11 protein-coding genes are annotated in these 14,940 nt (G+C 62.9%); 9 read left to right on the forward strand and 2 right to left on the reverse strand.

Features of this window, described 5'->3' with window-relative positions:
• The first annotated feature begins 4 nt into the window (after nucleotides 1-4).
• The 3 genes from EXZ48_RS10410 to EXZ48_RS10420 all read left to right on the forward strand — a co-directional run bounded on the left by EXZ48_RS10410 (nucleotide 5) and on the right by EXZ48_RS10420 (nucleotide 3,217).
• A complete protein-coding gene (locus tag EXZ48_RS10410) occupies nucleotides 5-1,678 on the forward strand; it encodes a nitrite/sulfite reductase (RefSeq protein ID WP_023512812.1) in 1,674 nt (557 codons plus the stop codon).
• Between the two features lie 11 nt (nucleotides 1,679-1,689).
• Nucleotides 1,690-2,190 carry a DUF934 domain-containing protein gene (locus EXZ48_RS10415; RefSeq protein ID WP_050743177.1) on the forward strand — a complete coding sequence of 167 codons (501 nt, stop codon included), beginning with the start codon at nucleotides 1,690-1,692 and terminating at the stop codon, nucleotides 2,188-2,190.
• Between the two features lie 211 nt (nucleotides 2,191-2,401).
• The gene (locus EXZ48_RS10420; RefSeq protein ID WP_023512814.1) at nucleotides 2,402-3,217 is read left to right on the forward strand and encodes a ferredoxin--NADP reductase; all 816 of its coding nucleotides are present in this window, start codon (nucleotides 2,402-2,404) and stop codon (nucleotides 3,215-3,217) included.
• Nucleotides 3,218-3,270: 53 nt separating this feature from the next.
• Here the strand turns inward: EXZ48_RS10420 and EXZ48_RS10425 are convergent, their stop codons facing one another.
• Together EXZ48_RS10425 and EXZ48_RS10430 are read right to left on the reverse strand one after the other, a co-directional pair.
• Nucleotides 3,271-3,891: a GntR family transcriptional regulator gene (locus tag EXZ48_RS10425; RefSeq protein WP_130515811.1), complete on the reverse strand. Its 621-nt coding sequence runs from the start codon at nucleotides 3,889-3,891 to the stop codon at nucleotides 3,271-3,273.
• A gap of 162 nt (nucleotides 3,892-4,053) precedes the next feature.
• A complete protein-coding gene (locus EXZ48_RS10430; RefSeq protein WP_130515813.1) occupies nucleotides 4,054-5,409 on the reverse strand; it encodes a M10 family metallopeptidase in 1,356 nt (451 codons plus the stop codon).
• A 186-nt stretch (nucleotides 5,410-5,595) separates the two neighbouring features.
• Between EXZ48_RS10430 and EXZ48_RS10435 the strand changes: the two genes are divergently transcribed.
• The 6 genes from EXZ48_RS10435 (at nucleotide 5,596) to EXZ48_RS10460 (ending at nucleotide 14,913) form a co-directional block, all read left to right on the forward strand.
• The gene (locus tag EXZ48_RS10435) at nucleotides 5,596-5,817 is read left to right on the forward strand and encodes a hypothetical protein (RefSeq protein ID WP_037408405.1); all 222 of its coding nucleotides are present in this window, start codon (nucleotides 5,596-5,598) and stop codon (nucleotides 5,815-5,817) included.
• A gap of 165 nt (nucleotides 5,818-5,982) precedes the next feature.
• Complete coding sequence (locus EXZ48_RS10440) at nucleotides 5,983-7,317, forward strand: ferric reductase-like transmembrane domain-containing protein (RefSeq protein WP_245290148.1); 1,335 nt, start codon at nucleotides 5,983-5,985, stop codon at nucleotides 7,315-7,317.
• A 106-nt stretch (nucleotides 7,318-7,423) separates the two neighbouring features.
• Nucleotides 7,424-10,735 (forward strand): c-type cytochrome, encoded by a 3,312-nt coding sequence (locus tag EXZ48_RS10445; RefSeq protein WP_024271071.1) that lies wholly within the window; start codon nucleotides 7,424-7,426, stop codon nucleotides 10,733-10,735.
• Between the two features lie 67 nt (nucleotides 10,736-10,802).
• Complete coding sequence (locus EXZ48_RS10450; protein ID WP_023514239.1) at nucleotides 10,803-11,696, forward strand: OmpA family protein; 894 nt, start codon at nucleotides 10,803-10,805, stop codon at nucleotides 11,694-11,696.
• A complete protein-coding gene (locus EXZ48_RS10455; protein WP_130515817.1) occupies nucleotides 11,696-13,360 on the forward strand; it encodes a caspase family protein in 1,665 nt (554 codons plus the stop codon). Before EXZ48_RS10450 ends, EXZ48_RS10455 begins: the two co-directional genes overlap by 1 nt.
• Entirely contained in the window at nucleotides 13,360-14,913 is a 1,554-nt protein-coding gene (locus EXZ48_RS10460; protein ID WP_130515819.1) for a caspase family protein, read from the forward strand. The genes EXZ48_RS10455 and EXZ48_RS10460 overlap by 1 nt, the downstream gene beginning before the upstream one ends.
• Nucleotides 14,914-14,940 lie beyond the last annotated feature (27 nt).

Genomic DNA, 14,940 nt, shown 5'->3' on the forward strand with positions numbered 1-14,940 from the left:
GCCTATGTATCGCTACGACGAATTCGATCACGCCTTTGTTTCCGGCCGGGTGGAGCAGTTCCGCGATCAGGTGGGCCGCCGCCTGTCCGGGGAACTCGCCGAGGATGCTTTCAAGCCGCTGCGCCTGATGAACGGCGTCTATCTGCAGCTCCACGCCTACATGCTGCGCGTCGCCATTCCCTACGGCACGCTGAATGCGCGCCAGATGCGCATGCTGGCCTATATCGCGCGCAAGTATGACCGTGGCTACGGCCATTTCACCACGCGCCAGAACATCCAGTACAACTGGCCGAAACTGTCGGAACTGCCGGACGCGCTGGCCGATCTCGCGACGGTCGAGATGCATGCGTTGCAGACCTCGGGCAACTGCATTCGCAACGTCACGGCCGATCATTTCGCCGGCGCTGCGGCCGATGAGGTCGCCGATCCGCGTCCCTATGCGGAAATCCTGCGCCAGTGGTCCTCCGTGCATCCGGAATTCTCCTTCCTGCCGCGCAAGTTCAAGATCGCCGTCACCGGCGCAGAGCGCGACCGCGCGGCGATCCAGGTGCACGACATCGGCCTGCACCTGAAGAAGAACGACAACGGCGAGATCGGCTTTGCCGTCTATGTCGGCGGCGGGCAGGGCCGCACGCCGATGGTCGCCAAGAAGATCCGCGATTTCCTGCCGGAAGAGGACCTCCTGTCCTACACGACTGCGATCATGCGTGTGTACAACCTGCATGGCCGGCGCGACAACAAGTACAAGGCGCGCATCAAGATCCTCGTGCACGAAACCGGCGCGGAGGAACTGGCGCGGCAGGTGGAGGTGGAGTTCGCCGAACTCAGGAACACCGAGCTGAAGCTGCCGGAAAGGGACATCGCCGCCATCACCGCCTATTTCGCGCCGCCGGCACTTGCCGCGCGTGCCGAAGGCTGGGCGAGCCTTGCACAGTGGAAGAAGGCCGATGCCGACTTTGCCCGCTGGGTGCAGCACAACGTGCATCCGCACAAGCACCCCGACTATGCCAGCGTGACGATCTCGCTGAAGCCGATCGGCGGCATCCCGGGCGATGCGACGGATGCGCAGATGGAGGCGGTCGCCGACATCGCAGAGGAGTACGCCTTCGACGAGATCCGCGTCAGCCACGAGCAGAACCTGATCCTGCCGCATGTGGCGCTGGCCGATCTCGAGCCGATCTATCGCGGCCTTGTCGCCTCCGGGCTTGAAACCGCCAATGCCGGCCTCATCACGGATATCATTGCCTGTCCCGGGCTGGACTATTGCGCGCTGGCCAATGCCCGCTCGATCCCGGTCGCGCAGGAGATCTCCACCCGCTTCGGCTCGCCCGAGCGCCAGGCCGAGATCGGCGAGCTGAAGATCAAGATCTCCGGCTGCATCAATGCCTGCGGCCACCATCATGTCGGCCATATCGGCCTGCTCGGCGTGGAGAAGAAGGGCGAGGAACTCTACCAGATCACGCTCGGCGGGTCCGGCGACGAGAACACGTCGATCGGCGAGATCATCGGACGCGGCTTCGAGCCGGAAAAGGTGACGGATGCGATCGAGGTGATCGTCGATACCTATCTCGGCCTGCGCCTTGAGCCCTCCGAGACCTTCCTGACCGCCTATCGCCGCGTCGGGCCGCAGCCGTTCAAGGATGCGCTCTACGGCGACAAGACCGCCGCGGCAGCCTGAGGAGACCGGTGATGACGAAAATCTGGAACGAAACCGGCTTCGTGACCGACGATCCCTGGGTGGTCGAAACTGAAGAGACCAAGGCCGGCTCGAACGAGAAGGCGATCCTCGGCCTCGGCGATTTCCTCGCGAAGGTCTCGGAGACGGACGAGGTCGGCCTCGGCGTGCTGATCAATCCGGCGGACGACGTGCGCAAGCTCGAGGGTCATCTCGACCGCATCGGGCTGGTCGCAGTCGCTTTTCCGGCCTTCAATGACGGGCGGGCCTTCAGCCATGCCTCGCTGCTGCGCGCGCGCCTCGGCTTCAAGGGCGAGGTGAGGGCGGTGGGCGACGTGCTGATCGACCAGATCCCGCTGATGCTGCGCTGTGGTATCGACAGCTTCGCCGTCACCAATGCGACGGCGCTGAAGCGGCTTGCGGAAAACCGCCTGCCGGGCATCGACAACCACTACCAGCCGACTGCGCGTCCTTCCGGAGATGCGGGTTCCTATAGCTGGCGCCGCCGGGCCTGATGCGGGCGCCGGCCGGCGAATAGCCGCAATTTTGTGGCAGCTTTGCGCGAGATCAAGGCCGGACGGCCGGCCTTGCGCAAAAACGACATGAGCGGCAAACTATTGCGCGGCCAATCAGCGCATTGGAACGGAATACCTTCCTTTGCTGCTCAGGATGTAATATCTGCCTATCGTCAAATTTTCTCGACGCGAAGCCAGGACCGATCCCGAAATGAACGCACCTGCCAAGACCGAAGATTTTGTGGCCTCCGCCATTCCCGCCGGCGTTTTCGCCGAGACGGTGACGAGCGTGCAGCACTATACGGACCGTCTGTTCCGCTTTCGCATGACGCGCCCGGAAAGCTTCCGCTTCCGTTCCGGCGAATTCGCCATGATCGGCCTGATGGTCGGCGACAAGCCGGTCTATCGCGCCTATTCGATCGCCAGCCCGTCCTGGGACGAGGAGCTGGAGTTCTTCTCGATCAAGGTGCCGGACGGCCCGCTGACCTCCCATCTCCAGCAGATCAAGCCGGGCGACACGGTGCTGATGCGCAAGAAGCCGACCGGCACGCTGGTGCTCGACGCGCTGACGCCGGGCAAGCGGCTCTACATGTTCTCGACCGGCACGGGCATCGCGCCCTTCGCCAGCCTCATTCGCGATCCGGAAACCTACGAGAAATTCGACGAGGTCATCCTGACGCATACCTGCCGCGAGGTTGCGGAACTGAAATACGGTTTCGACCTCGTCGAAGAGATCCGTAACCACGAGTTCCTTGCGGAAGTCGTCGGCAACAAGCTGCGCCATTATGCGACGGTGACCCGTGAGGACTATCCGTTCCAGGGCCGCATCACCGACCTCATCCGCAACGGCAAGATGTTCGCCGATCTCGGCGTGCCGCATTTCGACCCGGCGGTCGATCGTGGCATGATCTGCGGCTCGTCGGCCATGCTGAAGGAAACCAAGGTGCTCCTGGAAGAGGCTGGCCTGATCGAAGGCGCTAACAACAAACCCGGCGAATTCGTCATCGAACGCGCCTTCGTCGATTGAGCGAACGCCGGTCTTGAAGATTGATGGGCGGCCTTCGGGCCGCCCTTTTCGTTTCAGCCGGTGAGGTCGTCGATGAGGGTCGCCATGGCGGCGGCGGCGGCGGGGCCGTCGGCGTTTCGGATGGCGCGGATCACCTTCACATGCAGGTCCACCGAGCGGTCCATCTGCCGGCTGTCGGCACGCGCGAACCAGAGGCGGCGGGCATGGGTCTGCAGCGGGGCGAGGGCGGTTGTCAGGAAGCGGTTGGGACAGGCCGCCTCCATGATCTCGTCAAAAGCCTTGTCGGCGGCGAGAAAGCCTTCGATGTCGGAATGGATCGAGCAGGCGGTCATCGCCTGCGCGCAGGCGACGAGCGATTCGCGGTGCGCCTCGTCCGCATTGCGGGCGACAAGCTCGGCGGCAAGCGGCTCCAGCTGGCGGCGCGTTGCCATGACCTCGGCGTGGTCCTCGGGCCTGATCGCGGTGATCTGCAGGCCGGCCCGCGGGCGCACGGCGATCAGGCCCTGCCATTCCAGCTTCTGGATCGCCTCGCGCACTGGCGTCCGGCCGTGGCCGGCAAGCGCGATGAGCTGGCGTTCCGTGACGAGCGAGCCGGGTTTCAGCTTGAGCGTGACGAGCAACCCTTCGAGGGCGAGATAGGCGAGGTGGGCCTGCGAAGCCGCGCTTTCCGTCATTTCGTGTCCCTGTTTGATATATCACATCGTCGCATGCCGTGAGGCCGCTGTCCATTGTTGTGATATATCACTGACGTTTCCGCCGGCTTCGGGCCGTGAAAGGCATGAAAAAGGCCGGAACGTGCGTTCCGGCCCATCTTTGCCTGAATTCTTGCTGGGAAATCAGAGCAGGAAGTCGCGCGCGTCGAGATCCTTCAGCTTGAAGTCGTCGAGGATCAGGATGTCGGCGGCCGAGAGCTTGATATGCACATCGTCGCCGACCTGCGAAGCCTTGCTGAGCACGCTGCTCACCTTGGAGAAATTGTAGGAACGAAGATCGATATCGTCGACATTGTCCTTGAAGTCGGTGACCGTGTCGCGGCCGTAACCCTTCTTGAAGATGAAGTCGTCGTTGCCGGCACCGCCGGTGAGCACATCGTTGCCGGCGCCGCCATCGAGCTTGTCGTTACCGACCATGCCGAAGAGCTTGTCGTTGCCGGCATTGCCCTGCAGCGTGTTGTTCGCCTGGTTGCCACGCAGGACGTCGTTGCCGCTGCCGCCCTTGGCGTTCTCGATCAGCGAGCGGGTGTCACCCTTGAAGAGGAGTGCGTTGAAGATGTTGCCACGGGCATAGGCATCGCTTTCGAAGTTCAGCAGGGCAAGCTGGACGTCGCTGAATTTCGAATGCTGGCCGGGGCGAAGATCGACATTGACACCGGTTTTGTAGGCGGAGAGGTCGTAGGTATCCTTGCCGCCACCGTCCCAGATGGTGGCGAAGATCCGGTTGCCTCCGGCGTCGATGGCGACCTTGCCATTGACCAGCGTATCGCCGCTGCCGGGCTTCCATTTGTAGACCGTGTTGCCTGAATTGGTTGAAAAGTCGGCGCCGTACATGCGCTGCAGGGCGGCAATGTCGGCCATCATGTAGGACTGGGCATAGTCGAATTCGCCGTTCCTGTAGCCGTCCGCCGGGCCGCCGATGTTGGAACGATAGGTCATGATGGAATACTCCATCGAATCCTTGTTGCCCGGCAGGGCAGGGAAACCGTCGTCTGTCTCATGGCCGTGCTTCAGGCCGAGCGCATGGCCGATTTCGTGTAGCATCGTGGCCCAGGAGTAGTTGCCGGCGACGGGCGAGCGATAGTCGAACGAGCGGCCGAACCAGAGGTCTCCATCGCCGTTGGTCGTGCCGGGATAATAGGCCCAGGCCGTATCCGGGTCGTTGGATTCGGCAAAACGCAGGTTGGAACTCGTCGTGCTTCCCTGTGAAATGGAAAGGCCCGTGAACCCCTCGACCGAAAAACCGTTGTTCGCCGCGCTGCCGAAGCTCGTATCGAGTGCGAAACGGGCAGCGGATTGCTGCATGGAGGATATCGAACCGAAGCCGTTGTCTTTTTCACCGGCATAGGTGTAGGCGGACGACGACGTGGGGAACGCATAGGTCACCGAGCCCGACCAGGCCTTGCCCGACAGAACGCCGTCAATCATCGATATGCCGGTCTCGCCGATCGTCTTGGTGGTCTTGCCTGTACCTGTCATGTCGCATTCTCCTCGTCTGCTTGGTGTCTGGGGTGCGTGCCTTGGATAGACCGCAATTCAGGTCGATTCTGTGAACACTTGAACCATGCACGCTTCCCGTGGTGAAATGGAAGCCCGTAGAACAGGACGGACAATTGCCGAATGGTATTCGACCGGAGGTTAAAATTGCTATCAAAGATATCTATCGTGGCGACCACCAGCCTTGTCCTTGCAGCGGCCGGTGAGGCGCCGGCCGGTACTGGCGGCATCATGGCAAAGCCCTCCGATCCCGAGAAGGCCGTACAGGCTGAGTATGAAAATCTGAAGTCGAAAGGGACGCGTGACGCGCTGGAATTGTTTATCGCGCGCCATCCGAAGCATCCGCTCGCCGACCGGGCGCGTGAGGAGATCGAGCGGCTCGGAAAGTAAACCCGCTCACGAAGCCGACTAAAAAAGAAGGGCGCCGCGAGGCGCCCTTTGCACATTCGCATGCAGCATCGATGCTCCCTCCGGCGCTCATTCCAGACGTTTCCCTTTCCTAATAAACCATCCCGAATAAAGCCGTGCGCCCGCCCGTCGATAGGAGGAATGCGGTTGACGAACGTCATGGGCCTTGCCAGCATGCCCCTGGATTTCGGACCGGACCAGTTGAATTTGTGGGGGCATACGTTGACTGCGGGTTCCATCGTCGCGACGCTTTTGATCATTTTTGCCGGGCTGCTGGCTGTTCCAGCCGTCAGCCATACCAATGCGGGAACCACCTTCTCCCTGATGGCCTCCTCCATGGCTTTCGTTGCCATGGGTATCGCGCAGTTCATGGCGACCCGCCCGCCTTTCATCGAAAGGCTGTTCGGCGGACTCGACCGCATCTACCAGTTCCATCGCAAGATCGGCATCGCGGTGCTCTGTCTTATCCTCGTGCACTATTTCGTCGCGCCTGATTTCCAGGGCCTTTCGGTGACCAGCGGCCTCAACCTGCTTGCCAAGACGGCGGGCGAGTGGGCCTTCTACGGCTTCGTCTTCCTGCTCGTCCTCAGCCTGGTGAAGGTGATCCCGAAAACACGTTTCCAGATTCCCTACCAGTACTGGCGCATCACCCACCGTTTCATCGGCCTGCTCTTCGTGCTCGTCGCCTTCCACCAGATGTTCATCAAGCGGCCTTATGACGGCACGGTGCTGCTGGCGGTCTACCTCAACCTCTTTGCCACGCTCGGTATCGTCAGCTATGCCTATACCCAGCTCCTGCCCTGGCTGCGCACGCGGAAATACGAGGTGGTGAATGTCGAGCGCCATGACGGAGCGACGATCATCTCGGCCAGACCCACAGGCCGCAAGCTCCGGGCCATGCCCGGCCAGTTCGGTTTTTTCCGCGTCAACAAGCCGGGCCTGCGCGAGCCGCATCCCTTCACCATCGCCGGCATCGAGGACGACGGATCGGTGCGTTTCGCCATCAAGCCGCTCGGCGACTACACCAAGGCGCTGCGCGAGACGGTGGCCGTCGGCGATGCGCTGACGCTGGAGGGCGGCTACGGCCATTTCAACCACAAGCGCGGTGGCAAGAAACAGATCTGGCTAGCCGGCGGCATCGGCGTCACGCCGTTCCTCGCCATGGCGAGCCGGCTGAAGGGCGACGAGGGGCAGGATATCCACATGGTCTACTGCGTGCGCGACGGGGCCGAGGCAATCGGCCTCGACACGTTTCGGGCGCAGGCGGAAAAGCTCGAGAACTTCAATTTCGTGCTGCACAATTCGGCGACCGACGGCCGCTTCGACGCCTCGAAGCTCGTTGCCGGCACGAGCATGAACCCGGCGGAGGCCGATTTGTGGTTCTGCGGCCCGCCGCCCTTGCGGATGGCGATCGAAAAAGGACTGAGGGAACTCGGCAAGGCGCCGCGCCGCGTCGAGTTCGAGCGTTTCGAATTTCGGTAGGGCAGTTTCCAAGGAAACTGCGAAGCGGTTTCTCTTTCGGAATTGTGGTTCAAGGGTTTGCATTTCCAGCCGGTGCGCCGGCTTCATGGAGCGAAAGGAACAAGCCATGCGCATGTTCAGGACATCATTCTTCAGCCCCGGCGCCCGGCTTGCCGCTGCCATCGGCCTTGCCGTGGCGGCGTTCTGTCCCACCGGAGCGCTCGCCATCGACCAGTTCGCGGCCGATGCCTACGGCACCTACAAGGCGAATGCCGAAAATGGCAAGCTGCTGTTCGGCGCAGCCGGCTGCGGCGCCTGCCACGGCTCCGGTGACAACACCGAGCTGCTTTCGGGCGGCATGGAAATGCAGACGGCGATCGGCAAGTTCTTCGCGCCGAACATTTCCGCCCATCCGAACGGTATCGGCGGCTGGTCCAATGCGGACTTCCTGAATGCCGTCATGGTGGGCCTCAAGAAGAGCGGCGACAATCTCTATCCGGTCATGCCCTACACGTCCTATGGCGGCATGAAGCCGGAGGACGTTCTCGACATCAAGGCCTATATCGAGACGCTGCCGCAGTCGGATGCCGCCTCGAAGGAACATGAGATCGCCTTCCCCTTCAGCCGCCAGACGACGATCACGCTCTGGAAGCGCAGCCATTTCACCGTGCCGGCTTACCAGCCGCGCGAGGAAACGCAGATGGAGCGCGGCCGCTACCTGGTTGAGAATGTCGGCGGCTGCGGCGATTGCCATACGCCGCGCACCACGACCTACGGTCTCGATCTCGCCCGCGCCTATGAGGGCGAGAAGGGCCTGACCGGCGCCGTCGCACCCGATATCACCAAGGCCCGCATGGCCGGCCTTGCCTCGCACGAGGTCTTCACCAAGGGGCTGATCGACGAAGGAAAGAAACTCTCCGGCTCGCCTTTGGCCGATCCGGTCATGCGCCGTATTGCGCAAGGCCTTTCGACGCTGTCGGATGAAGACAAGCAGGCCATGTATGCCTTCCTTGCAGACCGCGAGGTCAAGGTGACACCGGTCGAGACCAGCACCGCGCCGGTCTGCAGCGAAGCGACCGCCGAAACAGCGCTCGCCGCCGGTGGCGGCAGCGCCGAATTCGCTTCGGCGGCCGACGCTTTCATCGGCAAATATTGCCGCAACTGCCATGGCCCGGGCGAAAGCTCGCAGGGTTCCTTCCCTTCGGGTGATCTTGCCTCGATTGCTGCCAATCCGGCCTTCGTGACGCCGGGCGATGCCGCCAAGTCGCTGCTCTACACCAGCGTCACCAGCGGCCGCATGCCGCTCGGCAAGCGCCCCGATGATGCGGAAGTGCAGAGCCTTGCCAACTGGATCAACTCGCTGAACAAGGATGCTATCCCGACAGCAGTGTCCGCGACGAAGACCGAGCGCTCGCGGCCAATGCTGAAATATCTCGATTTCGTCGAACTGGCGCTGCGCGATGTTTCCAAGGTCGATGAACACGACCAGCCGTTCATGCGCTACTTCAGCTATCGCGACCAGTACAACGGGATGATGAGCTGCGAGAGCCATGAAACCTTCCTGAAGCGCATGAAGGTTCTGGCGGGCGGGTTCAAGAAGCTGCTCAACTCGCTCTCCTATGGACCGGAACTGGTACTTCCGGAAGAAGTGGAAGGTTCCGACGGTCTGCTCGTGCGTGTCGACCTGCGCGATCTCGAATGGAGCCAGGAGGACTACGACTTCCTGATCAACGAATACTTCTATGGCGTGGACCCGGCCAGCGACGCCCAGCTGCACTCGCTTGCCAAGGCGACGCAGACGCAGTTGCCGATCATGCGCGTCGACTGGTTCATGAGCAACGGTGCCCGGCCGAAGGTCTATAACCGTCTCATGAAGCTGCCGACGAACATTTCCGAGCTGGAAAAGCGCTTCGGTGTGCCGGTCGACCAGAACATCGAGCGCCGTCGTATCGTCCGCGCCGGCTTTGCCGATGGTTCCTCCGGCGTTTCCGACCACAACCGCATGCTGGAGCGGCACGACATGCCCTTCGGCGGCTACTACTGGAAGTCCTATGACTTTGCCGGCGATGTCGGCAAGCAGGTGCTGAAGCGCTTCCCGGCAGGACCGGAGGGCGTGCGCCTCAAGGCGGGCCTCGAACCCTTCGATCATGACGGCGGCGAAATGATCTTCTCGCTTCCGAACGGCATGCAGGGTTACTATCTGTCGACCGACAAGGGCGACCAGCTCGATATCGGCCCGACGGCGATCGTCTCCTTCCGCAAGCGGCCGATCGGCAAGGGCGTCGAGATCATCAATGCACGCTCCTGCTTCGACTGCCATTTCGACGGCATCCTCTCCAAGCGTGACCAGCTGCGTGAACATATCGAAACGTCGACGCTGTTCTCGAAGGACCAGCAGGACGAACTGCTCGCCGTCTATGTTCCGCAGGAGGAACTGAACGAGGTGTACAAGCGCGACACCGATCGTTTCGTCGCCGCGCTCGATCGCCTCGGCATCACGGAAGCGACGGCCGGCGGCGGCAAGACCAGCCTGAAGGCTCCCGGCGGCGCCGAGATCTTCACCTACTTCGCCGACAAGTACGAGGACGAGCTGAACTTCGAGCAGCTGGCGGCTGAATTCGACATGACGCCGGAAGAGTTCGCCTCCGATATCCGCCGCCTCACCGATGTCAATGCGCTGCGTATCGGCATCGACTGGGTGGCGACACTCGAATCGGGCGCGACGATCCCGCGCGTCGAGGTCGAGGAGCAATACGCCTTTATGCTTCAGCCGCTTCTCCAGCTCGAGCCGCTGAAGCGCGGCGTCAACCCGGAGGGCAATGCCGGCCAGCAGTCCGCCGACAACAGCGGCTACCAGCAGCCGGAGCAGAAACCGGAACAGAAGCAGGAACAGGCCGGCACCGACTACCAGCAGAAGCCGGCCGATCAGGCCACGGGTGGCGACCAGTATGCCAAGCCCGAGGAGAAGGTCTATGTCCCGCCCTACAAGCAGGACGACAAGGCGCAGGAGAGCAAGGTGAAGCTTGCCCTGCATGTGCCGTCGACAAGCGCGAAGGTTGGGGATTACCTTGCCTTTGAACTCAGCACGAACCATGCCTGCGAGCTGCAGGTGATGTATGTGGAAGACACCGGCAATGTGGAGATCATCCCCGACGTGATGATCGGCAGCACCACGCTCAATCCCGGTGAGCGCCGCCTGATCCCGCAGCCGGGCACGGGCAACCTGACCTTCGATTCGCCGTCTCCCGGCGAAACGATGATCGCCTACTGCCGCATCGGCGGCCTTGGCGACCAGAAGCTGACGGCCGAGAAGGCCAAGGAACTGGCCGCAAGCACGAAGCAGCCGCTGACGCGCGGCATTGCCGTCAATCTCGCCAAACAGGCCGAGAAGGACAACGGGGCAAGCGGCGTCCAGATGGTGACCTTCGAGATCAAATGACGTGAGGGGCGGGGGCCTTCGGGCCCCTGCCCATTTCTTACATGAGGACATGAAGGCTGGACCGACAATGCTGATGCGATCCCTTGCAGCGACACTCTTCGTACTGGCCGGAGCGGCGCCTGCCGCCGCGGCCTGTGAGGCCTTTACCGGTGTCGTCGAGGCGCTCAATGCAGGGGACGAGCAGAAGGCACGCGCGCTTGCGGAAACGGCGGGCACGGCCAATTGCAGCGCCAACGAACGGGCGCTCACCGGCCGTATCGCAGCATTGACGACCTTCAATCGCATCGCGACCGCCGTCGGCAGCGGCGGCCGGCTTTCCGATCACCGGCAGGCGCTGGAAGACCTGCAGCGCCAGTATGGCGGTCCCTGGCAGGTGCTGGATGCGCTCGGCGATCTCGCGCGCGAGCGCAAGGACTATGAACAGGCCGCGCGCTTCTACCAGCTTGCCCTGGAGGACGGCTCGAACGAGACGCTGACGCCGGACTGGATGGCGCCGGACGAGCAGTACATCCTGCGTCTCGACAGGCTCGCCAGCGAAATGCGCCTTGCCGCACCGCGGCCCGTGCAGTTGGCCATGCGGGGCGGTTGCAAGGTTTCCTTCCGCGGCGTGAAGATCAAGAAGAAGTCGACGCCCGTGCGCTACGTCTTCGGCACGGCGGATTTCACACCCGAGGGCATCGAGGCCGCAAAGGATCTCTCGGAATGCCTGAAGGCGGTCAAGCCTGGTGCGATCACGCTGATCGGCCATACCGATCCGGTCGGTTCGGCGGAGGCCAATTACAGGCTCTCCGTCGCCCGCGCAGAGACGTTGAAAAGCTATCTCTCCAGCAACGGCTATGCCGGTGCGATCACCGTGGAGGGCAAGGGCGAGGACCAGCCGTTCAAGCCGGATGATGCCAGTGCCTATGATACGGAAACGCTGAACCAGCTACACCGCCGGGTGGAAGTGGACGTGGAGTGATGAGAGTGCTGCCCCGCCTGCTGGAGCCTGTCTGCCTTGCCTTTGCCTCGAAGAGCGACGGCGCTCCCATTTGCCGTGTCCGCGCGCTGTTGCGTCGTTCCCTTGCCGGAACCGCGCTGGCGCTTTGCCTTGCCGCTGCTGCGCCGCTTCCGGCCTTTGCCGCGCAGACCCACGCGCTTGTCGTCGGTGCCGATCAGTATCCGAACGATGTCAGCCTCGACGGCGCGGTGCGCGATGCGGAGGACGTCTACCGGGCGATGAGCGCTGCCGGCTTCACGGTCCGGAAGTTTACCGATGCCGAGGCCCGCAAGGACGACATCCGCAAGGCCTGGATCGACATGGTGGCCGAGGCGACGGCCGGTGACACGATCATCTTCACCTATGCCGGCCACGGGGCGCAGATGCCCGAACTCGTCGCCGGCGACGAGGCCGACGGGCTTGACGAATTCCTCCAGCTGCCGGGCTTCGACCGCAACCGCTATGCGGAGACCTCGAACGAGATCATCGTCGACAACGAGATGAATGCCTGGTTCGGCGAGGCGGAAGCCAAGGGCGTACATGTGCTCTTCGTGTCCGACAGCTGCTTTTCGGGCGGCATGAGCCGTTCCGTCACCGGCAAGACCCGGTTGGCGCCAGCCGTCACGGTCAAGCTCGCACCGCCCTCGCAGGAGGCGCTCGCCGGCGCCAACCTCAAGGAAATCGATTTCAAGCAGGTAACCGTGCTTGCCGCCTCGCTGGAAAGCCAGCCGACGCCGGAGGTCATCATCGACGGCGAACCGCGCGGCGCCCTCAGCTGGAGTTTCGCGCGTGCCCTTGAAGGGAGCGCAGACCGCGACGGCGATGGTGTCATTACCCGTATCGAACTGGAAGACTACATCTTCTCTAACGTGAAAAACCGTTCGGAAGCCTTGCAGGTGCCGAACTTCATGCCGCAGGTGGCCCGCTCGGAGAGCGAGGTCGTCGTGCGGCTGACGCGTGGCATTCCGGTCGAGAATGCCACGGTGGCGACGACGGACACCGGCAGCACTGCGGCCGCGCAGAAGACCATCAAGTCGGCCAAGGAGCTCGGCTGGACGGGTAGTATCGCGCTCCAGGTCGATGGCGCGGCCGACAAGCCGAAGAACGCGGATGGCAGTGGCACACCCTATCGCTGGGATGTGGCGAGCGGCGTCTTCTACACGCCGAACGGCGACGTGGCGGCGGAAAATGTCGGGGCGGACCGTATCCAGGCCGTGGTCGACAAATATGTCCTGCTCGATTTCCTGAAGGCGCTTGCGAGCCAGAATCCCGGCTCCGTCTCGCTGACGCCGGTCAAGGACATCTATGCCGCCGGAAACCGCCTGCGCTTCGATGCTCCGCCCGGTCGCTATCCGAACATGCTGGTCTTCAATCTCGCCAATACGGGCGAGGTGCAGTTCCTCGACATGCAGGCAGCCGGCACCACCAGCTCGCAATTCAAGCTGACGGATGTCGAAGTGGTCAAACCCTTCGGTGCCGATCACCTGATCACGATCTGGACCGGCGAGCCCGTCGATGCGATCGGCGCGGTGCTTGCCGACAAGACCGTGACCGCCGAAACCCTGCTGCAGGCGCTGCTGACGCGGCTCGACGGCAAGGAGGCAAGTGTCGCCATCCAACCCCTCTATACGCGGGAAACGCTCTGATGATCCGTTACGCCGCCGCTCTTCTCCTCTCGCTCTGCCTGGCTGCCACCGCCGAGGCGGCCGACAGGGCGCTTCTGATCGGCATTGGCACCTATGCCACGCTGCCCGAAAAGATGTTCCTCGAGGGGCCGAAGAACGACGTGCCGCTGATCGAGAAGCTGCTCAAGGAAAAACAGGGTTTTGCCCCGGAATCGATCCGTATCCTCCGGGACAAGGATGCGACCAAGGCAGCCATTCTCGCCAGCATCGAGGAATGGCTTGTCGCCGGCACCCAGCCCGGCGACCGCGTCTACTTCTATTTTTCCGGCCACGGCCTTCAGGTGAAGGACCAGAACGGTGACGAGGAGGACGGGCTCGACGAAGCGCTGTCCACCTTCGACATCGCCGCCGGCGATGGGGACTGGACCAACGTCATTCTCGACGACGAGATCGACGCGATGCTCGCCAAACTGAAGGACCGTGCCGTCTCCATCGTCATCGACGCCTGCCATTCGGGCACGATCTCGCGCTCGCTTTCCACCAATGTCGGCGAGGCGCTGGAAAGCGCGCGTTTCCTGCCGCGTCCCTTCGCCAAGCCGGTCGAAGCGGTGAAGACACGCGGCCTGCGCATCGACGTCGCGGTGGTCGACAAGCCCGAAATCGCCAAGCAGAACGGCGTCGAGGCCTGGAGCGCCGCCTCGTCCTACCAGGTGGCCTGGGACGACACGCGCCTGCCGCCGGAAGAACGCCACGGCGTCTTCACGCTTTCCTATGTGAACGGCCACGAGATCGCCGCCGGCGACAGCAACGGCAACGGCATCGTCTCCAATGCCGAGCTGCTGGAATATGTGAAGAAGCAGTCGCAGACCTATTGCTCTGTGCAGACCCAGTGCCAGGGCCTCGACCCGCAGCTGGAGGTCAACTACGCGCTGCTTGGCGCCAGCGCCACCACGCCGAGCGCCGATGCCACCGCCCAGCAATACCAGCAGCCGCAGACGGGCGGCGACACCCAGCAGCAGACGCCCGATTACGGCAAGGTCGAGGAGGTGAAGGTCGAGAACACTCCGCAGACGGCCTATGTCGCCGCCGACCCGGTGGATGCCGTTGGTGACATCCTCGGCAAGGCCGAGACGGGCGACGTCAAGGTGGCGCTCTCCTCCGACAGCCTGAAGAACGGCGACGTCTTTAAGATCACCGTGACCAGCAGCACGGGCGGGCACCTGATCCTCTACGACGTCGACAAGGACGGCAAGGCGACCCAGATCTTCCCGAACGAATCGGCCCAGAAGATCACGCCGCTGACCGCCAACACCCCGCTCACCATTCCGGACGACTACTATGGCTTCGACTTCGAAGCGGAAGGCCCGAGCGAAAATGTGCTGGTCGCCATCGTCATCGCCGACGACGTCGATCTCACCAAGGTCGCCCCCAGCGACTACGGCCTGACCAAGGAGCTCGACGCCCGCACCACCATCGCCGACATTGCCGGCACGTTGCAGCAGACCTGGACCCGCGATACGGAAAACCGCAGCGTCAACTGGTCGCTCGGGCTGCTGAAATACGCGGTCTATTGAGCGCTCGCTTGCGGGATTGCCGATGGT

Source organism: Shinella sp. JR1-6 (assembly GCF_004284735.1).
In the GTDB taxonomy this organism is placed as follows: domain Bacteria; phylum Pseudomonadota; class Alphaproteobacteria; order Rhizobiales; family Rhizobiaceae; genus Shinella.

Coding starts and splice junctions, on each gene's coding strand:
- EXZ48_RS10455 (WP_130515817.1), top strand. CDS start 11,696: ATGAGAGTGCTGCCCCGCCTGCTGGAGCCTGTCTGCCTTGCCTTTGCC.
- EXZ48_RS10420 (WP_023512814.1), top strand. CDS start 2,402: ATGAACGCACCTGCCAAGACCGAAGATTTTGTGGCCTCCGCCATTCCC.
- EXZ48_RS10460 (WP_130515819.1), top strand. CDS start 13,360: ATGATCCGTTACGCCGCCGCTCTTCTCCTCTCGCTCTGCCTGGCTGCC.
- EXZ48_RS10445 (WP_024271071.1), top strand. CDS start 7,424: ATGCGCATGTTCAGGACATCATTCTTCAGCCCCGGCGCCCGGCTTGCC.
- EXZ48_RS10410 (WP_023512812.1), top strand. CDS start 5: ATGTATCGCTACGACGAATTCGATCACGCCTTTGTTTCCGGCCGGGTG.
- EXZ48_RS10430 (WP_130515813.1), bottom strand. CDS start 5,409: ATGACAGGTACAGGCAAGACCACCAAGACGATCGGCGAGACCGGCATA.
- EXZ48_RS10450 (WP_023514239.1), top strand. CDS start 10,803: ATGCTGATGCGATCCCTTGCAGCGACACTCTTCGTACTGGCCGGAGCG.
- EXZ48_RS10415 (WP_050743177.1), top strand. CDS start 1,690: ATGACGAAAATCTGGAACGAAACCGGCTTCGTGACCGACGATCCCTGG.
- EXZ48_RS10425 (WP_130515811.1), bottom strand. CDS start 3,891: ATGACGGAAAGCGCGGCTTCGCAGGCCCACCTCGCCTATCTCGCCCTC.